This is a genomic window from Rubrivivax gelatinosus IL144, assembly GCF_000284255.1.
Lineage (GTDB): Bacteria > Pseudomonadota > Gammaproteobacteria > Burkholderiales > Burkholderiaceae_C > Rubrivivax > Rubrivivax gelatinosus_A.
The window spans coordinates 880,354-902,639 of the sequence record NC_017075.1 but is presented as its reverse complement, the minus strand read 5'-3'; the positions used below and the strand labels follow the sequence as shown (position 1 = coordinate 902,639).

Here is a 22,286-nt window from a genome sequence, read left to right as displayed (position 1 = left end):
CGGCACCTTCGCCGTCAGCGCTCCCGGAGATCCCATCGTGCTGTTCAATACCGTGCTCTTCACCGGCAACGCGAACCCGGTGCTGGCGCAGGAAATTGCCACGCATCTGAGCGTCGAGCTCGGGCGGGCTTCGGTGGGTCGCTTCTCCGACGGCGAGGTCACGGTCGAGATCCGGCAGAACGTGCGTGCCCGCGACGTCTTCGTCGTGCAGCCGACCTGCAGCCCGACCAACGAGAACCTGATGGAGTTCCTGATCATGGTCGATGCGTTGAAGCGCGCCAGCGCTCGCCGCATCACTGCTGTGATCCCGTACTTCGGCTACGCCCGCCAGGACCGCCGCCCGCGCAGCACGCGGGTGCCGATCAGCGCCAAGGTCGTCGCCAACCTGCTCGAGACGGTGGGCGTCGAGCGCCTGCTGACGATGGATCTGCACGCCGACCAGATCCAGGGCTTCTTCGACATCCCGGTCGACAACATCTACGCCAGCCCGGTGCTGCTGTCGGACCTGAAGAGCAAGGCCTACAAGGACCTGGTCGTCGTCTCGCCGGACGTCGGCGGCGTCGTGCGCGCCCGCGCCCTGGCCAAGCAACTCGGCTGCGACCTGGCGATCATCGACAAGCGTCGCCCGGCCGCCAACGTCTCCGAGGTGATGCACATCATCGGCGAGATCGACGGCCGCAACTGCGTGATCATGGACGACATGATCGACACCGCCGGCACGCTGGTGAAGGCGGCCGAGGTGCTGAAGGAACGCGGCGCCAAGAGCGTCTACGCCTATTGCACACACCCGGTGTTCTCCGGCCCGGCCGTCGAGCGCATCCGCAATTCGCACATCGACGAGGTCGTGATCACGAACACGATCCCGATGAGCGCGGAAGCCAAGACCTGCCCGAAGATCCGCCAGTTGAGCGTCGCCTTCCTGTTCGCCGAGACGATCCGCCGCATCAGCGACGGCGAGTCGGTGACCTCGCTCTTCGCCGAGCAGAACAACAATTTCTGAATGGAAGAGCGGGCTCCCTTCGGGAGCCCTTTCCGTGTTGGGGGCCTGGTCGCGGGCCCCTTTTCTCTAACTGTGGAGTCCACATGAAATTCACCGCTTTCGAGCGTAGCGTCCAGGGGACCGGAGCGAGCCGCCGCCTGCGCAACGCCGCCAAGGTTCCGGGCATCGTCTACGGTGCCGGCGAGCCCAAGATGATCGAGCTCGATCACAACGCCCTCTTCTTCGCGCTGAAGAAGGAAGCCTTCCACTCGTCGATCCTCGAGATGGAACTGGCCGGCAAGGTCGAGAAGGTTCTGCTGCGCGACTTCCAGATGCACGCGTGGAAGCCGATCGTCATGCACGTGGACTTCCAGCGCGTCGACGAAACGACCAAGCTGCGCAAGAAGGTGCCGCTGCACTTCGAAGGCGAAGAGAACTCGCCGGCGGTGAAGACCGACAAGTGCCTGGTCAGCCACGTCGCCAACGAAATCGAGATCGAGTGCCTGGCTTCCCAGCTGCCCGAGTTCGTGACGATCGACCTGTCGGGCCTGGTGAAGAACCAGAGCCTGCACCTGAGCGACCTGAAGCTGCCGGCCGGCATCAAGGCCGTGCGCCACGGCACGATGAACCCGGCGATCGTCTCCGTCGCGACGCCGAAGGAAGAAGAAGAAGTCATCGCGACGCCGGTTGCCGCGCCTGCCGACAAGAAGGGCAAGGGCAAGAAGGACGAGAAGCAGAACAAGAAGTGATGTCGCGGCCGGCCATGCCGGCTTCGCACACTGTTTGGGGCCCCACCTCGGTGGGGCCTTGTCGTTTCCGGCCTCCGGATAATCCTCGACCATGATTCGTTTGTTCGTCGGCCTGGGCAACCCGGGCCCTGAGTACGAGGCCACGCGCCACAACGCGGGCTTCTGGTGGCTGGAGGCGCTGGCCGACAAGCTCGGCGCACGCCTCGTGCCCGAGCGTGGCTACCAGGCGCTGGCTGCGCGCGTGAACACGCCCAACGGCCCGGTCTGGCTGCTCGAGCCGATGACCTACATGAACCGCTCCGGGTTCTCGGTCGCGACGCTGGCGCGATTCTTCAAGATCGCGCCGAACGAGATCCTCGTCGTGCACGACGAGCTCGACCTGCAGCCCGGAGAGGCCAAGATCAAGCTCGGCGGCAGCGCCGCCGGCCACAACGGGCTGAAAGACATCCACACCCAGCTCGGCACGCTGGACTTCTGGCGCCTGCGCCTGGGCATCGGCCACCCCGGCGTGCGCGCCGAGGTCGTCAACTGGGTGCTGAAGAAGCCCTCGCCCGACCACCGCGAGGCCATCGACAAGGCCATCGAGCAGTCGCTCGCCGCCTCGGACCTGATGCTCGCCGGCGAGATGGACCGCGCGCTGCAGAAGATCCACGCCAAGCCGCCGCGTCCCAAGCCACCCAAGCCGCCGCGCCCCGAAGCGCCGCCGGCGCCGGACGCGCCGACGGACGACTGACATGCGCGCCGCGCTCGCCTTCGCCATCCTCGTGCTGGCCAGCAGCGCGGCCGACGCGCAGCGCATCTGGCGCTGCGGGCCCGACGGGCGCGTGCTGCAGGACCGCCCTTGCGACGACGGCCAGGCGCTCGTGGTGCGCGAGGACACGCCGAGCGCCGAAGACACGGCCGCGGCCCGCGAGGTGGCCCGCCGGGAGCGCGCCCACGCGGACCAGCTGCGTGCCGAGCGTCAGGCGCGCGAACGCGAGGCGGCCGCCGCGCCCGCCGGCTTCGTCGAACCGGAGAAGCCGGCCGTCAAGAGCGTGCTCAAGAAGACGCCGAAGGCCAAGCCTAAGAAAGCGAAGAAGAAGCGGCCGGACTGAGGCCGGCCTGCAGCGCCTCGTACTTGCGCTGCAGCTGCTCGCGTGTCTCGACATGCGCCGGGTTCACCGGGATGCACTCGACCGGGCAGACCTGCACGCACTGCGGCTCGTCGAAATGACCGACGCACTCGGTGCAGCGGCCCGGGTTGATCTCGTAGTGCTCCTCGCCCATCGAAATCGCCTGGTTCGGGCACTCGGGCTCGCAGACGTCGCAGTTGATGCACTCGTCGGTGATCCACAAAGCCATGTCACGTGCTGGGCTGGTTGACCCGCTCCTGCAGACGTTGGAGCACCGAAGGTGCCACGAACTTGGAGACATCGCCGCCGAGGGTGGCAATCTCGCGGATGAAGGTCGCACTGACGAACTGGTACTGGTCCGAGGGCGTCATGAACACCGTCTCGACGTCGGGCATCAGCTGGCGGTTCATGCCGGCCATCTGGAACTCATACTCGAAGTCGCTGACCGCGCGCAGCCCGCGCACGATGACCTTGGCGCCGTTCGCGACGACGAAGTCGCGCAACAGGCCGCGGAAGGCGACGACCTCGACGTTGCCGTAGGGCGCGGCGATCTCGCGCGCCATCGACAGGCGCTCCTCGATCGTGAACATCGTGCGCTTGTGGTGCCCGGCGGCCACCGCCAGGATCAGCCGGTCGAACAGGCGCGAACCGCGGCGCATCAGGTCTTCGTGGCCCAGCGTCATCGGGTCGAAGGTGCCGGGATAGACCGCGGCAAGCGGGTTGACGGTGGTCACGTCAGGGTCCTGTAACGGAAACCGGCGCAGTGTAGCCGCGGCGCAGCAGCTGGTAGTGCACCGCGCCGGCGCGGCCTTCGCGCCAGAGCTCCAGCCCGGGCGGCGGTTCGGCCAGCGCCTCGCCGCTCTCGACGTAGACGAAACCGCCCGGCACCACCAGGCGCGCCGCCGCCCGCGCGGCCGGCAGCGCCAGCCCGGCGGCGAACGGCGGGTCCAGCAGCACCAGTTCCCAGGCCTCGGGCGCGGCCGCGGCCATCCAGGCCATCGCGTCGGCGCGGCGCGCCTCCAGGCCGGTGGCGCCCAGCCGTTGCGCATGGGCCTTGAAGCCGGCGACGAGCTGCGCGTCCTGCTCCAGCAGCAGCACCTGCGCGGCACCACGCGACGCGGCCTCGAAACCGAGCGCGCCGCTGCCGGCGAAAGCGTCGAGCACGCGCCAGCCGCTGAGGTCCTGGCCCAGCCAGTTGAACAGCGTCTCGCGCACACGGTCGGGCGTCGGCCGCAGGCCGGGCCGGTCGGGCACCGGCAGCTTGCTGCGCTTCCAGGCGCCGCCGATCAGCCGCACCTCGTTCGGGCGGCCGCGCTGCGGCGGCTTCACGGGCGGACCGGGATGCCGTCGCGCGCCATCAGCGCCTTGGCCTGGGCGACGGTGAACTCGCCGTAGTGGAAGATGCTGGCGGCCAGCACCGCGTCGGCGCCGCCCAGGCGGATGCCTTCGGACAGATGCTCCAGCGTGCCGACGCCGCCCGAGGCGATCACCGGCACCGGCACCGCGTCGCTGACGGCACGCGTCAGTTCCAGGTCGAAGCCGCTTTTCGTGCCGTCGCGGTCCATGCTGGTCAAGAGGATCTCGCCGGCGCCGTGTTCGGCCATGCGGCGCGCCCATTCGACGGCGTCCAGACCGACGTTCTTGCGCCCGCCGTGGGTGTAGACGTCCCAGCCCGGGCCGCGCGCGGCCAGGTCCTCGCCCTGGCGGCGCTTGGCGTCGATCGCGACGACGATGCACTGCGCGCCGTACTTCTCGGACGCGTCGCGTATCACCTGCGGGTTGGCGACCGCCGCCGAGTTGAAACTCACCTTGTCGGCCCCGGCGTTGAGCAGCCGGCGCACGTCCTCGACGGTGCGCACGCCGCCGCCGACGGTCAGCGGAATGAAGACCTGCGAGGCCACGGCCTCGATGATGTGCAGGATCAGGTCGCGGCCGTCGCTGGTCGCGGTGATGTCCAGGAAGGTCAGCTCGTCGGCGCCCTGCTCGTTGTAGCGCGCGGCGATCTCGACCGGGTCGCCCGCGTCGCGCAGTTCGACGAAGTTGACGCCCTTGACGACCCGGCCGCCGGTGACGTCCAGGCAGGGAATGATGCGTTTGGCCAGCATGGGAACGCCCGGCGAGGGGCGGCGCGAAAGAGGTTAGGCGGCGCCGTTGAGCTCGTCGGCGCGCGCCTGCGCGGCGGCGAAGTCGAGCGCGCCGGTGTAGATGCTGCGCCCGCAGATGACGCCTTCGACGCCCTCCGGCTCGACGCCGCACAGGCGTTCGATGTCCGCCAGGTCCGACAGGCCGCCCGAGGCGATGACGGGAATGGACAGCGCCTGCGCCAGCTTGACGGTGGCCTCGATGTTGATGCCGGTGAGCATGCCGTCGCGGCCGATGTCGGTGTAGACCACGCCTTCGACGCCGTAGTCCTCGAACTTCTTCGCCAGGTCGACGACCTCGTGGCCGGTCAGCTTGCTCCAGCCGTCGGTGGCGACCTTGCCGTCCTTGGCGTCCAGGCCGACGATGATGTGGCCGCCGAAGGCCGTGCAGGCGTCCTTCAGGAAACCCGGGCTCTTGACCGCCGCGGTGCCGATGATGACGTAGCTGATGCCGTCGTCGAGCAGGCGTTCGATCGTGTCCAGGTCGCGGATGCCGCCGCCGAGCTGCACCGGGATCTCGTCGCCGACCTCACGCAGGATGGCCTTGACGGCAGCCTCGTTGATCGGCCGGCCGGCGAAGGCACCGTTGAGGTCGACCAGGTGCAGACGGCGTGCGCCGGCGTCGAGCCAGCGGCGCGCCATCGCGGCGGGGTCGTCGCCGAAGGTCGTGGAAGCGTTCATATCGCCCTGTTGCAGGCGGACGCACTTGCCGTCCTTCAGGTCGATGGCGGGGATCAGCAGCATGGCTCGTCGGCGCCGTGGAGAGGGGAAAGACGGATCACGGTTTCCAGCCCAGGAAGTTGCGGTACAGCGCGAGGCCGTGCGCAGCGCTTTTCTCCGGGTGGAACTGGGTGGCAAAAATGTTATCCCGCGCGATAGCGCAGGTAAAGCGCGCTCCGTAGTCGGTTTCGCCCGCCGTGTGGGCGGGATCTGCCGGCAACGCGTAATAGCTGTGTACGAAATAGAAGAAGGCGCCGTCGGGCACGCCGTCCCACAGCGCGTGCGGGCGCTGCCAGACCTGGTTCCAGCCCATCTGCGGCACCTTGAAGCGGCTGCCGTCTTCCTGCAGCCGGCCTTCGAGGCGGAAACGCTTCACCTCGCCGGGGATCAGGTCGAGCCCGGGCGTGTCCTGCTCCTCGCTGTGCGTCAGCAGCATCTGCATGCCGACGCAGACGCCCATCAGCGGCTTGTTCGCGGCGGCGTCGAGCACCGCTTCGAGCAGGCCGGAATCGCGCAGCTCGCGCATGCAGTCGCGGATCGCGCCCTGCCCCGGCAGCACGATGCGCTCGGCGGCGAAGACCTCCTCCGGCCGCGAGGTGACGACGACCTCGTGCCCGGTGCCGGCGGCGACGTGCATCACCGCCTGCGACACCGAGCGCAGGTTGCCCATCCCATAGTCGACGACGGCGACGGTGCTCATTGCGCACCCTCCGGCCTGACGGCCGATCCCGCCAGGCGGGAGTGAGCGCCGGACAAGTCCTGCGCGCTCACAAACAACCTTTCGTCGACGGCACGATGCCGGCCGCACGTTCGTCGGCGGCGAGCGCCATGCGCAGCGCGCGGCCGAAGGCCTTGAACACCGTCTCGCACTGGTGGTGCGCGTTGACGCCCTTCAGGTTGTCGACGTGCAGCGTGACCAGCGCGTGGTTGACGAAGCCCTGGAAGAACTCGTAGACGAGCTGGGTGTCCAGCGCGCCGATCATGCCGGCGCTGAACTTGACGTCGAAGGCCAGCCCGGGGCGGCCGGAGAAGTCGACGACGACACGCGACAGCGCCTCGTCCAGCGGCACGTAGCTGTGGCCGTAGCGCGTGATGCCGCGCTTGTCGCCGACGGCCTTGGCGACCGCCTGGCCCAGCGTGATGCCGATGTCCTCGACGCTGTGGTGGCCGTCGATGTGCAGGTCGCCCTCGCACTCGACTTCCAGATCGATCATGCCGTGGCGCGCCACCTGGTCGAGCATGTGGTCAAGAAAGCCGATGCCGGTGGCGAGCTTGGCGTCGCCGCGGCCGTCGAGGTCGACGCGCACGCGGATGCGCGTCTCGCGGGTGTCGCGCCGGACTTCGGCAGTGCGGGCGTCGGTGCGGGTGTCCATGGCGTCCTTCTACAGGCTGGCGCGCAGCGCGTCGATCAGTCGGGTCGTCTCGTCGGGGGTACCGACGGTCAGGCGCAGGCAGTTGGCGAGCGAGGGGTGCAGTGCCGAGACGTTCTTCACCAGCACGCCGCGCGACTTGATGCCGGCGAAGGCCGCTGCGGCGTCGGGCACACGGGCGAGGATCATGTTCGCCTCGCTGGGCCAGGGGTGCACGCCGTGCATCGCCAGCAGCGCCTCGTACAGGCGCTGGCGCTGGGCGCGGATCTCGGCGGCCTGGCGCGCGTACTCGTCGGCGTGTTCCAGCGCGAACAACGCGGCCTCGGCGTTGAGCACGCTGACGTTGAACGGCGGGCGCAGCTTGTCGATCTCGGCGATCAGCGCGCTGCGGCCCATCAGGTAGCCGATGCGCACGCCGGCCAGGCCGAACTTGCTCATCGTGCGCATCACCAGCACGTGCGGATGCGCCGCCAGCCGCGCCATCGAGTCGCGTGCGGCGAAGGGCTGATAGGCCTCGTCCATCACGACCAGGCCGCCGGCTTCGCCCATCGCCGCGATCAGGCGGTCGACGACGGCATCGTCCCAGAGGTTGCCGGTCGGGTTGTTCGGGTACGAGAGATACAGCAGCGAAGGCCGGTGCTCGGCGATCGCCGCCAGCATCGCGCGCTCATCGAGCTCGAAATCGGCCGCCAGCGGCACGCCGACGAAGCGCACGCCCTGTAGCGCCGCCGACAGCCCGTACATCACGAAGCTGGGCAGCGGCGACATGAAGACCGCGCCCGGCACCGCGCAGGCCAGGCTGAGCATCGTGATGATCTCGTCGGAGCCGTTGCCCAGGGTCAGCGCGCAGCCTTCGGGCAGGCCGGCGAACTGCGCCAGCGCGGCCTTCAGATCCTCGGTGCGTTCGGCCGGGTAGCGGTTGATCGCGACGCGGCCCAGGCGCTCGCCCAGCGCCTGCTGCAGCGCCTCGGGCAGCGGGTACGGGTTCTCCATCGTGTCCAGCTTGACGAAGCCGGCCGAGGGCTGCACCGCGTAGGCGTGCAGCCCCTGGATGTCCTGGCGCACGACGCGGGCCATCAGGGACGGGAGATCGGGAGTCATCGCGGGCTTTCGGGTCTGGGGGTCTGCGACACGGTCACCGGGTGAGCTCAGGCCGGGCTCAACGGGGCTTCAGACGGAACTCGGCGGCCTGGGCGTGGGCCTGCAGCCCTTCGCCGTAGGCCAGCTCGGCGGCGATCGGGCCCAGCACCTGGGCGCCGGCTTCGCTCACCTCGATCAGGCTGCTGCGCTTCTGGAAATCGTAGACGCCCAGCGGCGACGAGAAGCGCGCGGTGCCCGAGGTCGGCAGCACGTGGTTGGGCCCGGCGCAGTAGTCGCCCAGGCTCTCGCTGGTGAAGGCGCCGAGGAAGATCGCGCCGGCGTGGCGCAGCAGCGGCTCCCAGCGGCCGGGTTCGGCCGAGCTGACTTCCAGGTGCTCGGGCGCGACGCGGTTGGCGATCTCGCAGGCTTCTTCCATCGAACGCGTGTGGATCAGCGCGCCGCGGCCTTCGAGCGAGGCGCGGATCGTCGCCTGGCGCGGCATCGCCGGCAGCAGGCGCTCGATCTCGGCCTGCACCGCGGCGATGTAGCCGGCGTCGGGGCTGAGCAGGATGCTCTGCGCCAGTTCGTCGTGTTCGGCTTGGCTGAACAGGTCCATCGCCACCCAGTCGGCCGGCGTCGTGCCGTCGGCCAGCACCAGGATCTCGCTCGGCCCGGCGATCATGTCGATGCCGACCTGGCCGAAGACCCGGCGTTTGGCGCTGGCGACGTAGGCGTTGCCCGGGCCGGTGATCTTGTCGACACGCGGCACGGTGGCCGTGCCGTAGGCCAGCGCGGCCACCGCCTGGGCGCCGCCGATCGTGAACACGCGGTGCGCGCCGGCCACCGAGGCGGCGGCCAGCACCAGCGCGTTGCGCTCGCCGCCGGGCGTCGGCACGACCATCACGATCTCGCCGACACCGGCCACCTGGGCCGGGATCGCGTTCATCAGCACGCTCGACGGGTAGGCCGCCTTGCCGCCGGGCACGTAGATGCCGACGCGGTCCAGCGGCGTGACCTTCTGGCCCAGCAGCGTGCCGTCGGCGTCGCGGTAGCTCCAGCTCTGGCCGCAGGCCTGGAGCTGGCGCTGGTGGTAGTCGCGCACCCGTTCGGCGGCGGCTTCGAGCGCCGAGCGCTGCGCCGGCGTGATCGCGGCCAATGCGCCGCGCAGTTCGTCGGCGCTGATCTCCAGCGCGGCGACCGAAGCGGCCTGCAGGCGGTCGAAACGTGCCGTGTACTCCAGCACAGCGGCGTCGCCGCGCTGGCGCACGTCGTCGAGGATCGCAGCGACGCGGTTCTCGATCTCGGCATCGGTCTCGGCCGACCAGTGCAGCACACGCTGGAAGCCGGCCTCGAAGCCGGCGTCGGCGGTGGACAGGCGGGTGATGGCGACGGGGCTCATGCGCGGGACTCCACGGCTTGCTCGAAGGCGTCGATCAGCGCGCGCAGCGGGGCGCGCTTCAACTTCAGCGCGGCCGGGTTGACGACCAGGCGCGACGAGATGTCCATGATCTTCTCGACCTCGACGAGCTGGTTGGCCTTCAGCGTGCTGCCGGTCGACACCAGGTCGACGATGGCGTCGGCCAGGCCGGTCAGCGGCGCCAGCTCCATCGAGCCGTAGAGCTTGATCAGGTCGACGTGCACGCCTTTGGCGGCGAAGTGCTGGCGCGCGATCTGGGTGTACTTGGTGGCGACGCGGATGCGCGCGCCCTGGCGCACGGCGTGCGCGTAGTCGAAGTCGGCGCGTGTGGCGACGCTCATGCGGCAACGCGCGATGCGCAGGTCCAGCGGCCGGTACAGGCCGTCGCCGTGCTCCAGCAACACGTCCAGGCCGGCGACGCCCAGGTCGGCGCCGCCGTGCTGCACGTAGGTCGGCACGTCGCTGGCGCGCACCAGCACGACGCGCACGTCGGGCCGCGTGGTGCCGATGATCAGCTTGCGGCTCTTCTCCGGATCCTCCAGCACCTCGATGCCGGCGGCCGCCAGCAGCGGCAGCGAGTCCTCGAAGATGCGGCCCTTGGACAGTGCGAGGGTGATCATCGGACGCGCTCGATGTCGGCGCCCAGGGCGCGCAGCTTGGCTTCCATGCGGTCGTAGCCGCGGTCCAGATGGTAGATGCGCTCCACCGTGGTCTCGCCTTCGGCCACCAGGCCGGCGATGACCAGGCTGGCCGAGGCGCGCAGGTCGGTCGCCATCACGGTGGCGCCGGAGAGCGTGTCGACGCCCTGGATCATCGCCGTGTGGCCGTCGACCTGGATGCGTGCGCCCAGGCGCACCAGCTCGTTGACGTGCATGAAGCGGTTCTCGAAGATCGTCTCCGCGACCTTGGCGGCACCTTCGGCGACGCAGTCGACGGCCATGAACTGGGCCTGCATGTCGGTCGGGAAGGCCGGGTACTCGCTGGTGCGAAAGCTCACCGCCTTCGGGCGGGCATCGGCGCGCACGCGGATCCAGTCCTCGCCCGACTCGATGGCGACGCCGGCCTCGCGCAGCTTGGTGATGACGGCGTCCAGGTGCTCGGCACGCGCATCGCGCAGCACGGCCTCGCCGCCAGCGGCGGCCACCGCGCAGAGGAAGGTGCCGGCTTCGATGCGGTCGGGCACGATGCGGTGCGGCGCGGCCGGCGCGTGCAGGCGCTCGACACCCTGGATGCGGATGCGGCCGCTGCCGTGGCCTTCGATCTTCGCGCCCATCGCGATCAGCAGCTCGGCCAGGTCGGTGACCTCGGGCTCCTGGGCGGCGTTCTCCAGCACCGTCTCGCCTTCGGCCAGCGCCGCGGCCATCAGCAGGTTCTCGGTGCCGGTGACGGTGATCATGTCGGTCGTGATGCGCGCGCCGCGCAGGCGGCCGGCGCTGGCGACGATGTTGCCGTGCTCGACCTTGACCGTCGCGCCCATCGCCTGCAGGCCCTTGATGTGCTGGTCGACCGGGCGCGAGCCGATAGCGCAGCCGCCGGGCAGCGACACCGTCGCGCGGCCGAAACGCGCCAGCAACGGGCCGAGCACGAGGATCGACGCGCGCATCGTCTTCACGAGCTCGTAGGGCGCGACCGGGTCCAGGCTGTCGGGCGCGGCGAGCGTCACGCGAGCCGGCTGGTCTTCGGGGCGCTCGACGGCGACGCCCATGCGGCGCAGCAGCGACAGCATCGTCGCCACGTCCTGCAGGCGCGGCACGTTGTCCAGCGTCAGCGGCTCGGCGCACAGCAGCGCGGCGCAGAGTTCGGGCAGCGCGGCGTTCTTGGCGCCGGAAATCGACACCTCGCCTTGGAGGCGGCGGCCGCCGCGGATCAGGAGTTTGTCCATGCTGGTGCTCGGAAAAAGCACGCGGCACGGGACGGGCGGCAGCGCAGCACGCGGCCACCCGCGGCGCGCCGCAGGTGCCGTGTCAGGGGTGGTGGGTAACGCCTTGGGCCGAGTACTCGGCCGGCGTGAGCGTCTTCATCGACAGCGCGTGGATCTGCTCGCGCATTCTATCGCCCAGCGCGGCGTAGACCCGCTGGTGGCGGCGCACGCGGTTCAGGCCCTCGAAGGCCGACGAGACGATGGTGGCGAAGAAGTGGCGGCCGTCGCCTTCGACCTGCAGGTGCTCGCAGGGCAGCCCGGCCTCGATGTAGCCGCGGACCTCGGCGACGGTCGGCTCGGCCATCAGGCGAGTTCCGTCTGGCGTTCGATGACGCGCGAGACGATGCCGTAGGCGATGGCCTCGTCGGCGCTCATCCAGTAGTCGCGCTCCATGTCGGCCATGACCTTCTCGATCTTCTGGCCGGTCTGGGTGGCGACGACGCGGGCGATGCGTTCGCGGGTCTTGATGATTTCCTTGGCCTGGATCGCGATGTCGGTGGCCCGGCCGCCGGCGCCGCCCGCGGGCTGGTGGATCATGAAACGCGTGTTCGGCAGGCAGACCCGGCGCTCCTTGGGCGCGGCCAGGTAGATGTGCGTGCCGGCGCTGGCGACCCAGCCGCTGCCGATGGTCGTCACCGGCGCGTTGATGAAGCGGATCATGTCGTGGATCGCGTCGCCGCTCTCCACGTGGCCGCCCGGGCTGCTGATCAGCATGTGGATCGGCGCGTCGGAGTCCTGCGACAGCGCGATCAGGCGCTCGCAGGTGGCGCGCGCCAGCTTGTCGTCGATCTCGCCGAAGACGAGGACGAAGCGCGACTTGAACGACAGCTGTTCCTGCAGGCCGCCGGCGGGCTTGGCAGCGTCCTTTTCGGCAGGCTTGGCTTCGCTGGCGGCGTGGATGTGCGTCATGCTCGGGGCTCGTGCAGGGGTTGGGAGGCGATTATCTCAGGCCGCCGCGGAGGGCGTCATGAGCGCAGCTTGTAGCCCGACGCCAGCAGGCGCAGGGCGATCGCCGAGACGACGACGAAGCTCGTGCCGACGATCGCCAGGCTGAGCCAGGGCGAGACGTCGCTGGCGCCGAAGAAGCCGCGACGGAAGCCGTCGATCATGTAGAAGAAGGGGTTCAGGTGGCTCACCGCCTGCCAGACGCCGGGCAGCGACTTCACCGAGTAGAAGACCCCCGACAGAAAGGTCATCGGCATGACGATGAAGTTCTGGAACGCGGCGAGCTGGTCGAACTTCTCCGCCCAGAGCCCGGCGATCAGGCCCAGCGCGCCCAGCATGCCGGCGCCCAGCGCGGCGAAGACCAGCACCCACCACGGCTCGGCCAGGTGCAGCGGCGCGAACCAGACGGTGACCAGCAGCACGCCCAGCCCGACGACCAGCCCGCGCACCGCCGAGGCCGCGACGTAGGCGACGAACCAGGCCCAGTGCGACAGCGGCGTCAGCAGCAGGAAGACGAGGTTGCCGGTGATCTTGCTCTGGATCAGCGAGGAGCTGGTGTTGGCGAAGGCGTTCTGCAGCACGCTCATCATCACCAGCCCGGGCACGAGAAAGCTCGTGTAGCGCACGCCGGGGAAGACCTCGACGTGGTCCTCCAGCACATGGCCGAAGATCAGCAGGTACAGCACCGCCGTCAGCACCGGCGCGGCGACGGTCTGGAAGGCCACCTTCCAGAAGCGCAGCACCTCCTTGCGGAACAGCGTGCCGGCGCCGGCCAGGTCGATCGCGGCCATCAGCCCTGCTCCCCCATGATGCCGAGGAAGACGTCCTCGAGGTCGGCGCGGCCGATCTCCAGGTCCTCGACGGCAACGCCGGCTTCGCGCAGCGCGCCCAGGTCGCGTTCGACCTCGGCGGCATCGTGCGCCTTCAGCTGCACGATGCGGCCGGTGACGCGGGCGCGTGCGGCCAGCGCCGGCGGCAGCGCGGCGTCGGTCTTGAAGCGCAGCATCGTGCTCGCCATGCCCGACAGCAGCGCCGAGGTGCTGTCCAGCGCGACGACGCGGCCGTGCTTGAGCATCGCGATGCGGCCGCACAAAGCCTCGGCTTCCTCGAGGTAGTGCGTGGTCAGCAGCACCGTGTGGCCTTCGCGGTTCAGGCGTGCGACGAAGTGCCACAGCGTCTGGCGCAGCTCGACGTCGACGCCGGCGGTCGGCTCGTCGAGCACGATGACCGGCGGCCGGTGCACCAGCGCCTGGGCGACGAGCACACGCCGCTTCATGCCGCCGGAGAGCTGGCGCATGTTGGCGCTGCCCTTGTCGGCCAGGCCGAGGTTGGCCAGCAGCTCGTCGATCCAGTCGTCGTTGTGCTTCAGGCCGAAGTAGCCGCTCTGGATGCGCAGCGTCTCGCGCACGCTGAAGAACGGGTCGAAGACCAGTTCCTGCGGCACGATGCCCAGCGCCCGGCGCGCGGCGGCGAAGTCGGAGACGACGTCGTGGCCCATGACCTCGACCCGTCCGCCGCTGGCTTGCGCCAGCCCGGCGAGGATGGAGATCAGCGTCGTCTTGCCGGCGCCGTTGGGTCCGAGCAGGCCGAAGAACTCGCCCGGCTCGATGTCGAAACTGACGCCGTCCAGGGCCTGGACGGTGCCGCGTGCGCCGCGGAAGGTCTTGGTGACGTGGTCGAAACGGACAGCGGGCATCGGGCGCGCATTGTAGGCAGCGCGCTCCAGACCCCTCGGTGCACAATGGTCCGCACCATGCCGACGCCCAAGAAGCCGCGGCGCACCGCGGAACGCATCCTCGAGGTGACGCTGGACCTCTTCAACCGGTTCGGCGAGCCGAACGTCAGCACGACGCTGATCTCGGCCGAGCTCGGCATCAGCCCCGGCAACCTGTACTACCACTACCCGGCCAAGGACGAGCTGATCAACGCGCTGTTCGACCGTTACGAACGCGCGCTGGACGAGTTGCTGCGCGCCGCCGACGGCGTGCGCAACGTCGAGGACGCGTGGCTGTTCCTGCACATGTTCTTCGAGCTGGTGTGGCAGTACCGCTTCCTCTACCGCGACCTGAACGACCTGCTCAGCAAGAACCGGCGACTGGAGACGCACTTCCAGTTCGTGTTGCGCCACAAGGGCGAGGCGGTGCGCGAGCTGCTGGCCGGGCTGTCGGGTGCCGGCGCGGTGAAGCTGACGCCCGAGGAGGCCGAGCCGCTGGCCACCGCGATGGTCGTCGTGCTGACCTACTGGCTGAGCTACGAATACGTGCGCGACCCGCGCCGGGCGCTGGAGCCCGAAGGCGCCGGCGCGGCGCTGGCGCGTGGCGCCTGGCACACGATGAGCCTGCTGCTGCCCTATCTGGACGTCGAGTCACGCGCGCACCTGAACGCGCTGGCCGCGCCCTACCGCGCCTGATGGCGCGCTGGGTGCGTTTCCCCTGGCCCGACGCGGGCTACGTGCACGAGCCGGCAGCGCTGCGCCGGCGCTGGAAGCGGCTGCATGTCGGCGACGCCGAGCCGCTGCCGCGCGATGCGGCGCTGCTCGCGGCATGGGCACGATTCCACGCCGGCGAGTTCCGCGCCGCCTACGACGCCGCGCTGGCGCTGGGGCCTGCCGGCGTCACGCTGGCCAACAAGGCCCAGGCGCTGCAGGGCACCTACCTCGAACGCACCGAACGCACGCGGCTGGCGATGTACGACGAGGTCGCGCGCCGCGCTCTTGCCCAGCAGAAGGCCGAACCCGCCAACCCGGCGGGCTGGTTCTGGCACGCCTACGCGCTGGGGCGCCGCGCCGAGTCGCTGGACCTGCTGAAGCTGGTCGCCGAACGCCTGGCGCCGCAGGTGCGGCAGTCGCTGGAGCGCACGCTGGCGCTGGCACCGAAGCACCCCGAAGCCCACCTGGCGCTGGCCACCTTCCACGCCGAAGCCATTGCGCGCGTCGGCCGGCTGCTGGCGATGACCGAAGGCGCCGATGCCGGCAAGGGCCTGGCGCACTACCGCCAGGCGCTGGCGCTGAACCCGGCCAGCGCGATCGTCAAGGTCGAGGTCGCGCGCGGGCTGCTGATCCTCGAAGGCGAGGCGGCGCGGCCCGAAGCACGGCGGCTGCTGGAAGAAGCGGCGAGGCACGTGCCGCTGGATGCGACCGAGCGGCTGGAGGTCGAGGCGGCGAAGCTGGCGCTGCAGAACGCTTAAGCGGCCGCGCCTTCCTCGCCCGGCCAGGGCAGCATCATCGTCAGCCAGAGCAGCTTCTCGAACTCGGGCTCGAAACGTTCGACGATGGCCTCGGGGTCGGGGCACAGCGCGGTGTCGGCGATCAGGCCGAACTGCACGCCGCCGCCGTAGCTGAGCACGCTGACGCCCAGGCCGACGTCGCCCGAGGCCGGCACCCAGAACATGGTCTGGCGCAGCGTCGAGCCGCAGAACTTCAGCGGCTCGCGCGGGCCGGGCACGTTGGTCATCACCGCGGTGGTCTTGCGCGCGAAGAGGTTCAGCACCGCGTCCTGCACCGGCTTGACGAGGAAACCGGCCATCGCCAGCACCGCGAACGCCAGCAGCGGCTGGTAGCTGCCCTTCAGCTCGGCCATGCGCTGGCGCACGGCGTAGACGCGTTCGATGGGGTTCTCGATGCCGATCGGCAGCACCAGCGGCGCCAAGCCGAAGCGGTTGCCCAGCTGCCAGGCCTTGTCCATCGGCCGCAGGTTCACCGGCACCATCGCCCGGATCTCCTTGCCCGAAGGGTCGTCGCCGCATTCGTGCAGGTAGCGACCGATGGCGCCGGCCACGCAGGCCAGCAGCACGTCGTTGATCGAGCAGCCCAGCGCCTTGCCGACGGCCTTGACGGTGTCCAGCGGCAGCGGTTCGTTCCAGCCGACGGCTTTCAGGCCGCCGGGTTTGCCTTTGAGCGCGGTCGGCGAGTCGTCGGCCATCAGCGCCAGCGAGGCGGCGTCGTGCACCACCTGCCAGCCGTGGCGAGCCACCGCCAGCGAGCCCCACAGCGGCGCCTGCGGGTGCGCCAGCATCTCCATCGAGCGTGCGACGCCGTTGCCGTACATGCCGATGGCCTTGACCGTGAGGTCGGTGATCGGGCGCAGCACCGCGTCGGCGAGCCAGTCGTGCTCGTGCTCGTGCGCGTGGTCGTGGCCGTGCGCGTGCTGCGGGTGCTTCGGCGGCTCGGCGCCGCCGTCGGTGATCGACAGCATCACCGAGATCAGCGCGATGCCGTCGGCGATGCAGTGGTGCAGGCGCACGACGATGGCCGAACCGCCTTCGTAGTGTTCGATCAGGTGGAACTGCCACAGCGGGCGCTGGGGGTCCAGCGGAGTGGCGGCGAGTTCGGCGCACAAGGCCTTCAGCGCGGTGCGCTCGTCCTGGCCGCGGCGGCGCGGCAGCTTGGTGGCGACGACGTGGCGCGAGAGGTCGAAGTCCTGGTCCTCGACCCAGGAGGCGCCCAGCAGGTCGGGCACGGCACGCTGGCGAAAGCGTGCGTAGCGCAGGAACCGCTCCTCGACACGGCGGCGCAGCGCCGCCAGCGTGATGCCGGGTTCGAGCAGCCAGACCCCGACGATCATCATCAGGTTGACGTCGTTGTCCATGCGCAGCCACGCGGTGTCCACGCGTGACATGCGCTCGGCGTCAAGACTCATGCGCTCCTCCGCTTTTTCGCGGCACGATGGCCGCTAACATCGGGAGCGTCAAGCCCGGATCACGGGTCAGAGGAGACCTGCACCATGCCGCAACTCAAGGCTGCGTTCGAAAAGGCCGTCGCGGAGAGCAAGTCGCTGCCGGCCAAGCCCGACAACGCGACGCTGCTGAAGATCTATTCGCTCTACAAGCAGGCCACGGTCGGCGACGTCGAAGGCGACCGCCCGGGCTTCACCGACTTCGTCGGCCGGGCGAAGTACGACGCCTGGGCGGGGCTCAAGGGCACGTCCGCGAACGAGGCGATGCAGCAGTACATCGACCTCATCGAGGATTTGAAGTAAGGCCTCAGCCGCTCTTCTTGGCATCGCCCGCATGGCGGGCGAGCTGCTGGTCGAGGTTGCTGCGGATCTCGCGTTCGATCGTCTTGCTGAAGGCGCCGAGCAGGAAACCGAGCTTGGCGTCGAGGTCGAAATGATCGGCGGCGACGACGAGGCGGCCGTTGACGCCGCTGCGGCGGAACTCGACCGTGTCGCTGCTCTCGCCGCGCACGATGCGGCACTGCATGTCGAACTGGGTACGGCACTGTTCGGCCCAGTCGTCGGCCACTGCGCGGGCCACGTCCAGGCCCAGATCGTGTTCGCGTCGGATGCGGATGTCGCTCACTCTTCAACTCCTGTCGCCGCGACGGCGGCCAGGGCCGCACGTCGCTCCGCTTTCGGCAGCGCGGCCAGCCGCGCCACCTCGGCATAGAAACGTTTGAAATCGGCGCCTTCGGCCTCGAAGAGCCGCTCGAACGCCGGCACCCACTCGTCGTAGGCCGCCTGCACGCCCAGCGCCGCGTTGTTCGCATTGTCGAACCAGGCGTCGTAACCGGCATAACCCGCCCACTCGCCGGCCTTCAGCGCCGCGTGGCGCGCCCGCATCGCGGCCATCAGCTCGGCCTTGCGGGCACGTTTGGTCGCCTCGTCGGCATCGCTGGCGTACAGCGTGCGCAGCGCCTCGCGCGTCTCGCCGACCAGCGCGCGGAAAGCACGCCGGCGGGCGTCGAAACGTTCGTACTCGGCACGGGCCGCGGCGTCGGCGCGCTGGTCCAGCCAGCGCCGCACGCCCAGGCGCTCGACGGCGGTGGCGAAGGACTCGTTGAACGGCGTGTCGTCCTGCGCGTAGGCGACCTGGTGCGCGAGCTCGTGGAACACCAGCCGCGCCAGTTCGCCTTCGGACCAGCCGATGAAGGTCGACAGCAGCGGGTCGCCACCCAGCCATTCGCTCCAGCCCAGCGTCGAATACGCCGGCACGCCGTAGACCCAGACCTCGCGGCCGTCGGCGCGCAGTTCGGCGGCCAGCGCGTCGGCGCCTTCGCGGCTGAAGTAGCCGCGGTAGCCGACGCAGCCCATCACCGGCCAGCACCAGGTCTGCAGCATCAGCGACAGCTCGGGCGCGGCAACGACGTTCCAGACCACGGCCTTGCGGTCGAGCTCGGCATAACGCTTGTAGCTGCGGTTGTCGGGCAGCTTCAGCTCGGTAACGGCGAAGGCCCGCAGGCGCTGCGCCAGTTCCAGACGGGCGTGCAGTGCCGGCGACGTCGCCGGGTCGGCCAGCCAGTCCTCGACCGGGCGCGAGCGCTGCAGCAGGTCCAGGTGGCCGCGCACGGCCTGGGCGACGTAGGCGACGTTGCTGCAGCCCGACAGCCCGAGCATCGCGGCCAGCAGCACGAGCCCGCCGAAACGGCGAACCTGCATCAGGCGGCCGCCACCTCGACGAGGCAGTCGTAGAAGCTCGGCGCGCGGCCGATGTCCGTCAGGCGCTGGTGCGTCAGCTCGTTGACGTTGGTACCGTCACGGCCCAGCTTGCGCCACCAGACGCCCAGGCCGACGACGACGCCCGGCCGCGCGCGCGTGCTGACGGCGGCGGCGCAGCGGTATTCGCCGCGTTCGTTGAACACCCGCACCTCGGTGCCGTCGGCGATGCCGCGTGCGGCGGCGTCGTCGGGGTGGATCTCCAGCAGCGGCTCGCCTTCGACGGCACGCAGGCTCATCACGTTGACGAAGGTCGAGTTCAGGAAGTGGCGCGCCGGCGGCGAGATCATCGCCAACGGGAAGCGCGCCGCCAGCTCGGGCGTCGTCTCCGCGCACTCGTAGTTCGGCACGTGGTCGGGCACACCCAGCCCCGGCACGTCGACGACGGCCTTGCCCGAAGGCGTCGGGAAGCCGTTGGCGAACGGCGCCTCGGCGACGTCCAGCCTGGCCCAGCCGCGCCGCTCCAGCGAATCGAGATCGACGCGGTCGGCGAGGAAGGCGCGCCGCGCCAGCGTTTCGTCGTCGTCGGCAAAACACGGGTCGTCGAAGCCCATCCGTCCGGCCAGCGCGCGGAAGATCGCGGCGTTGGAGCGCGCCTGCCCCAGCGGTTCGATCGCAGGCTTGTTCAGCAGCGCGTAGGTGTGGCCGTAGGCGGTGTGCGCGTCCCAGTGTTCGAGCTGGGTCGTCGCCGGCAGCACGAAGTCGGCGTGGTCGGCGGTGTCGGTGAGGAAATGCTCGAGCACGACGGCGAACAGGTCCTCGCGCGCGAAGCCGGCGACGACCTTGCGGCTCTCCGGCGCCACCGCCACCGGGTTGCTGTTGTAGACGACGAGCGCCTCGATACGCGGCCCGAAGCCGGGCGAGGCCTCGCGCAGCAGGTCGTCGCCGATGGTGCTCATGTTGATCGTGCGCGGCTGGCGGCCGGCCAGCAGGTCGGGGCGCTGCAGCCAGGCGTCGTCGCGCCGGCCGGCGAACCAGCCCGAGGCCGACAGCAGCAGGCCGCCGGCGCGATGCCGCCAGGCGCCGGTCAGGCAGGGCAGCAAGGCGATCAGCCGCACGGCATTGCCGCCGCCGTGCACACGCTGCATGCCGTAGTTCAGGCGGATCGCCGCCGGCTTGGTCGTGCCGTAGTCGCGCGCCAGGCCGCGGATCTGCTCGACCGTCAGGCCGCAGACCGCGGCGGCGCGTTCGGCCGGCCACTGCAGCGCACGTTCACGCAGCGCCGGCCAGCCGTCGACGTAGCGCTCCAGGTAGTCGGCGTCCAGCCAGTCGTGGGCGATCAGCTCGTGCATCAGCGCCAGCGCCAGCGCGCCGTCGCTACCCGGGCGCAGCGCCAGGTGCTCGTGGCACTTCTCGGCGGTCTCGGTGCGGCGCGGGTCGATGCAGACGAGTTTGGCGCCCTGGCGCTTGGCGACCTGGGCGATGGTCCAGAAGTGCAGGTTCGACGTGATCGAGTTGCTGCCCCAGATCAGGATCAGCCGGCTCTCGGCGAAGTGCTCGACATGCATGCCGGCCTTGATGCCGTAGGTCGCCAGCAGCGCCTCGCTGCCGGCCGAGGCGCAGATCGTGCGGTCCAGGCGCGAGGCGCCGAGCCGGTTGAAGAAACGCGCCGCCATGCTCTCGCCCTGCACCAGCCCCATCGTGCCGGCGTAGCTGTAGGGCAGGATGGCCTCGGGATCGCGTGCGGCGATGGCCTTCAGCCGTGCGGCGATCGTGTCCAGTGCCTCGTCCCAGGACACGGGCACGAACTCGCCGCGGCCCTTGGGGCCGACACGCTTCAGCGGCGTCAGCACACGCTCGGGGTGGTAGGTGCGTTCCGGGTAGCGGCTGACCTTGGTGCACAGCGCGCCGTTCGTCGTCGGGTGCTCCGGGTCGCCCTGCACGCGCAGCGCGCGGCCGTTCTCGACGGTGACCAGCATCGCGCAGGTGTCGGGGCAGTCGTGCGGGCAGGCGGCGTGCACGACGCGGGTCTCGGGGGCGGCGTTCATGGGCGGGCGTGGCAGGTGGCGGCGCGGGAGGCCGAGATGGTGCCACGCAGGCGGCGGCCCGGCGGCCGGCGCGGGATCTCCCCGGCGCCCGACCTGGCGTGGGAACGGGGCTAGCATCGGCTTTTGAGCCGTCCCCTGCCCTGCCCGATGAAGCTGATCGATTCCATCGTCGCCGACGCCGCCGGCATCGCCACGCTGCGGCGCGACCTGCACGCCCACCCCGAGCTGTGTTTCGAGGAGCAGCGCACCAGCGACCTGATCGCCGCCACGCTGGAAGGCTGGGGCATCCCGGTGCACCGCGGGCTGGGCAAGACCGGCGTCGTCGGCATCGTCAGGAACGGCAGCTCGGCACGCGCCGTCGGCCTGCGCGCCGACATCGACGCGCTGCCGATCACCGAGAAGAACACTTTCGCGCACGCCAGCCGCCACGCTGGCCGCATGCACGCCTGCGGCCACGACGGCCACACCGCGATGCTGCTGGCCGCCGCCCAGCATCTGGCGAAGAACCGGAACTTCGACGGCACCGTCTACCTCGTCTTCCAGCCGGCCGAAGAAGGCGGCGGTGGCGCGCGCGAGATGATCCGCGACGGCCTGTTCGAACGTTTCCCGATGGAAGCGATCTTCGGCGCGCACAACTGGCCTGGGCTGGAAGCCGGCCAGTTCGCGGTCAAGACCGGCCCGGTCTTCGCCAGCAGCAACGAGTTCAAGGTGACGATCCGCGGCAAGGGCGCGCACGCGGCGATGCCGCACAACGGCATCGACCCGGTGCTCGTCGCCTGCCAGCTGGTCAGCGCCTGGCAGGGCATCGTCACGCGCAACAAGCGCCCGATCGACACCGCGGTGATCTCGACGACGATGATCCACGCCGGCGAAGCGACCAACGTCATCCCCGACAGCGTCGAGCTTCAGGGCACGGTGCGCACCTTCACGACCGAGGTGCTGGACCTGGTGGAACGCCGCATGAAGCAGGTCGCCGACGCCACCTGCGCGGCCTACGACGCGGCCTGCGAGTTCGAGTTCCACCGCAACTACCCGCCGACGATCAACCACCCGGCCGAGACCGAGTTCGTGCGCCGCACGCTGACCGAGGTGGTCGGCGCGGAGAACGTGCTCGAGTTCGAGCCGACGATGGGCGCCGAGGACTTCAGCTTCTACCTGCTGGACAAGCCCGGCTGCTACTTCGTCATCGGCAACGGCGACGGCACGCACCGCGAGGCCGGCCACGGCCTGGGGCCGTGCATGCTGCACAACCCGAGCTACGACTTCAACGACGAGCTGATCCCCGTCGGCGCCTCGGCCTGGGTGCGCCTGGCCGAGGCCTGGCTGGCGCAGCCGCGGCCCTGAAGCGCCGACGGCGGATGTCCTGAAACGTCCGCCTCGCGTCCGGTTCGGGCCCGGCGCGTGCACACTGCGAGAGGCACGATGCGGTCACC

27 protein-coding genes are annotated in these 22,286 nt (G+C 70.1%); 8 read left to right on the top strand and 19 right to left on the bottom strand.

The annotated features are described in order from the left end of the window. Nucleotides 1-37 precede the first annotated feature (37 nt). The 4 genes from RGE_RS04270 (at nt 38) to RGE_RS04255 (ending at nt 2,822) form a co-directional block, all read left to right on the top strand. Nucleotides 38-1,000, top strand: a complete 963-nt coding sequence (locus RGE_RS04270; protein ID WP_014427084.1) for a ribose-phosphate pyrophosphokinase — start codon at nt 38-40, stop codon at nt 998-1,000. An 83-nt stretch (nt 1,001-1,083) separates the two neighbouring features. After that, a complete protein-coding gene (locus tag RGE_RS04265; protein WP_014427083.1) occupies nt 1,084-1,728 on the top strand; it encodes a 50S ribosomal protein L25/general stress protein Ctc in 645 nt (214 codons plus the stop codon). Nucleotides 1,729-1,819: 91 nt separating this feature from the next. Beyond that, a complete protein-coding gene (pth, locus tag RGE_RS04260; RefSeq protein WP_014427082.1) occupies nt 1,820-2,461 on the top strand; it encodes an aminoacyl-tRNA hydrolase in 642 nt (213 codons plus the stop codon). Between the two features lies 1 nt (nt 2,462). Continuing rightward, nucleotides 2,463-2,822, top strand: coding sequence for a hypothetical protein (locus tag RGE_RS04255; RefSeq protein WP_014427081.1), 360 nt, complete (start codon nt 2,463-2,465; stop codon nt 2,820-2,822). On the opposite strand, the gene RGE_RS04250 is transcribed toward RGE_RS04255, so the two are convergent. The 15 genes from RGE_RS04250 to RGE_RS04180 all read right to left on the bottom strand — a co-directional run bounded on the left by RGE_RS04250 (nt 2,791) and on the right by RGE_RS04180 (nt 14,130). Continuing rightward, entirely contained in the window at nt 2,791-3,069 is a 279-nt protein-coding gene (locus tag RGE_RS04250; RefSeq protein ID WP_014427080.1) for a YfhL family 4Fe-4S dicluster ferredoxin, read from the bottom strand. The genes RGE_RS04255 and RGE_RS04250 overlap by 32 nt on opposite strands. Before the next feature lies 1 nt (nt 3,070). Next, nucleotides 3,071-3,574, bottom strand: coding sequence for a pantetheine-phosphate adenylyltransferase (gene coaD, locus RGE_RS04245; RefSeq protein ID WP_014427079.1), 504 nt, complete (start codon nt 3,572-3,574; stop codon nt 3,071-3,073). A gap of 1 nt (nt 3,575) precedes the next feature. Then, nucleotides 3,576-4,169 carry a 16S rRNA (guanine(966)-N(2))-methyltransferase RsmD gene (gene rsmD / locus RGE_RS04240; protein WP_014427078.1) on the bottom strand — a complete coding sequence of 198 codons (594 nt, stop codon included), beginning with the start codon at nt 4,167-4,169 and terminating at the stop codon, nt 3,576-3,578. Then, complete coding sequence (hisF, locus tag RGE_RS04235) at nt 4,166-4,945, bottom strand: imidazole glycerol phosphate synthase subunit HisF (protein ID WP_014427077.1); 780 nt, start codon at nt 4,943-4,945, stop codon at nt 4,166-4,168. Before hisF ends, rsmD begins: the two co-directional genes overlap by 4 nt. A 33-nt stretch (nt 4,946-4,978) precedes the next feature. After that, nucleotides 4,979-5,725, bottom strand: coding sequence for a 1-(5-phosphoribosyl)-5-[(5-phosphoribosylamino)methylideneamino]imidazole-4-carboxamide isomerase (hisA, locus tag RGE_RS04230; protein WP_014427076.1), 747 nt, complete (start codon nt 5,723-5,725; stop codon nt 4,979-4,981). Between the two features lie 34 nt (nt 5,726-5,759). Further along, nucleotides 5,760-6,401, bottom strand: a complete 642-nt coding sequence (gene hisH, locus RGE_RS04225) for an imidazole glycerol phosphate synthase subunit HisH (protein ID WP_014427075.1) — start codon at nt 6,399-6,401, stop codon at nt 5,760-5,762. A gap of 67 nt (nt 6,402-6,468) precedes the next feature. Further along, nucleotides 6,469-7,074: an imidazoleglycerol-phosphate dehydratase HisB gene (gene hisB, locus RGE_RS04220; RefSeq protein WP_014427074.1), complete on the bottom strand. Its 606-nt coding sequence runs from the start codon at nt 7,072-7,074 to the stop codon at nt 6,469-6,471. A 9-nt stretch (nt 7,075-7,083) separates the two neighbouring features. Then, complete coding sequence (gene hisC / locus RGE_RS04215) at nt 7,084-8,172, bottom strand: histidinol-phosphate transaminase (RefSeq protein ID WP_014427073.1); 1,089 nt, start codon at nt 8,170-8,172, stop codon at nt 7,084-7,086. 58 nt (nt 8,173-8,230) lie between these two features. Further along, a complete protein-coding gene (gene hisD / locus RGE_RS04210) occupies nt 8,231-9,550 on the bottom strand; it encodes a histidinol dehydrogenase (protein WP_014427072.1) in 1,320 nt (439 codons plus the stop codon). Continuing rightward, complete coding sequence (gene hisG, locus RGE_RS04205; protein ID WP_009858299.1) at nt 9,547-10,188, bottom strand: ATP phosphoribosyltransferase; 642 nt, start codon at nt 10,186-10,188, stop codon at nt 9,547-9,549. Before hisG ends, hisD begins: the two co-directional genes overlap by 4 nt. Beyond that, nucleotides 10,185-11,450, bottom strand: a complete 1,266-nt coding sequence (gene murA / locus RGE_RS04200) for a UDP-N-acetylglucosamine 1-carboxyvinyltransferase (RefSeq protein ID WP_014427071.1) — start codon at nt 11,448-11,450, stop codon at nt 10,185-10,187. The genes hisG and murA overlap by 4 nt, the downstream gene beginning before the upstream one ends. Nucleotides 11,451-11,532: 82 nt before the next feature. Beyond that, nucleotides 11,533-11,793: a BolA family protein gene (locus RGE_RS04195; protein WP_014427070.1), complete on the bottom strand. Its 261-nt coding sequence runs from the start codon at nt 11,791-11,793 to the stop codon at nt 11,533-11,535. Continuing rightward, nucleotides 11,793-12,398 (bottom strand): ClpP family protease, encoded by a 606-nt coding sequence (locus RGE_RS04190; protein WP_014427069.1) that lies wholly within the window; start codon nt 12,396-12,398, stop codon nt 11,793-11,795. The genes RGE_RS04195 and RGE_RS04190 overlap by 1 nt, the downstream gene beginning before the upstream one ends. A 56-nt stretch (nt 12,399-12,454) precedes the next feature. After that, the gene (locus tag RGE_RS04185; RefSeq protein ID WP_014427068.1) at nt 12,455-13,225 is read right to left on the bottom strand and encodes an ABC transporter permease; all 771 of its coding nucleotides are present in this window, start codon (nt 13,223-13,225) and stop codon (nt 12,455-12,457) included. Next, nucleotides 13,225-14,130: an ABC transporter ATP-binding protein gene (locus RGE_RS04180; protein WP_014427067.1), complete on the bottom strand. Its 906-nt coding sequence runs from the start codon at nt 14,128-14,130 to the stop codon at nt 13,225-13,227. The genes RGE_RS04185 and RGE_RS04180 overlap by 1 nt, the downstream gene beginning before the upstream one ends. A gap of 57 nt (nt 14,131-14,187) precedes the next feature. Here RGE_RS04180 and RGE_RS04175 point away from each other — a divergent pair, with 57 nt between their 5' ends. Both RGE_RS04175 and RGE_RS04170 read left to right on the top strand, forming a co-directional pair. Then, nucleotides 14,188-14,844: a TetR/AcrR family transcriptional regulator gene (locus tag RGE_RS04175; RefSeq protein ID WP_014427066.1), complete on the top strand. Its 657-nt coding sequence runs from the start codon at nt 14,188-14,190 to the stop codon at nt 14,842-14,844. Further along, nucleotides 14,844-15,620 carry a tetratricopeptide repeat protein gene (locus tag RGE_RS04170; RefSeq protein WP_014427065.1) on the top strand — a complete coding sequence of 259 codons (777 nt, stop codon included), beginning with the start codon at nt 14,844-14,846 and terminating at the stop codon, nt 15,618-15,620. The genes RGE_RS04175 and RGE_RS04170 overlap by 1 nt, the downstream gene beginning before the upstream one ends. Here the strand turns inward: RGE_RS04170 and RGE_RS04165 are convergent. Then, the gene (locus tag RGE_RS04165) at nt 15,617-17,071 is read right to left on the bottom strand and encodes a wax ester/triacylglycerol synthase family O-acyltransferase (protein WP_014427064.1); all 1,455 of its coding nucleotides are present in this window, start codon (nt 17,069-17,071) and stop codon (nt 15,617-15,619) included. The two genes, RGE_RS04170 and RGE_RS04165, sit on opposite strands and share 4 nt — an antisense overlap. An 84-nt stretch (nt 17,072-17,155) precedes the next feature. On the opposite strand from RGE_RS04165, the gene RGE_RS04160 reads away from it, so the two are divergent. Further along, the gene (locus RGE_RS04160; RefSeq protein ID WP_014427063.1) at nt 17,156-17,410 is read left to right on the top strand and encodes an acyl-CoA-binding protein; all 255 of its coding nucleotides are present in this window, start codon (nt 17,156-17,158) and stop codon (nt 17,408-17,410) included. A 4-nt stretch (nt 17,411-17,414) separates the two neighbouring features. Here the strand turns inward: RGE_RS04160 and RGE_RS04155 are convergent, their stop codons facing one another. The 3 genes from RGE_RS04155 to RGE_RS04145 are packed head-to-tail and all read right to left on the bottom strand — an operon-like array spanning nt 17,415 to nt 20,853. Beyond that, on the bottom strand, nt 17,415-17,732 hold the full coding sequence (locus tag RGE_RS04155; protein WP_014427062.1) for a polyhydroxyalkanoic acid system family protein: 318 nt from the start codon (nt 17,730-17,732) through the stop codon (nt 17,415-17,417). Beyond that, a complete protein-coding gene (locus RGE_RS04150; protein ID WP_014427061.1) occupies nt 17,729-18,808 on the bottom strand; it encodes an aminopeptidase in 1,080 nt (359 codons plus the stop codon). The genes RGE_RS04155 and RGE_RS04150 overlap by 4 nt, the downstream gene beginning before the upstream one ends. Beyond that, nucleotides 18,808-20,853, bottom strand: a complete 2,046-nt coding sequence (locus tag RGE_RS04145; RefSeq protein ID WP_014427060.1) for a molybdopterin-containing oxidoreductase family protein — start codon at nt 20,851-20,853, stop codon at nt 18,808-18,810. Before RGE_RS04145 ends, RGE_RS04150 begins: the two co-directional genes overlap by 1 nt. 147 nt (nt 20,854-21,000) lie before the next feature. Here RGE_RS04145 and RGE_RS04140 point away from each other — a divergent pair, with 147 nt between their 5' ends. Next, complete coding sequence (locus RGE_RS04140) at nt 21,001-22,197, top strand: M20 aminoacylase family protein (protein ID WP_014427059.1); 1,197 nt, start codon at nt 21,001-21,003, stop codon at nt 22,195-22,197. Nucleotides 22,198-22,286 lie beyond the last annotated feature (89 nt).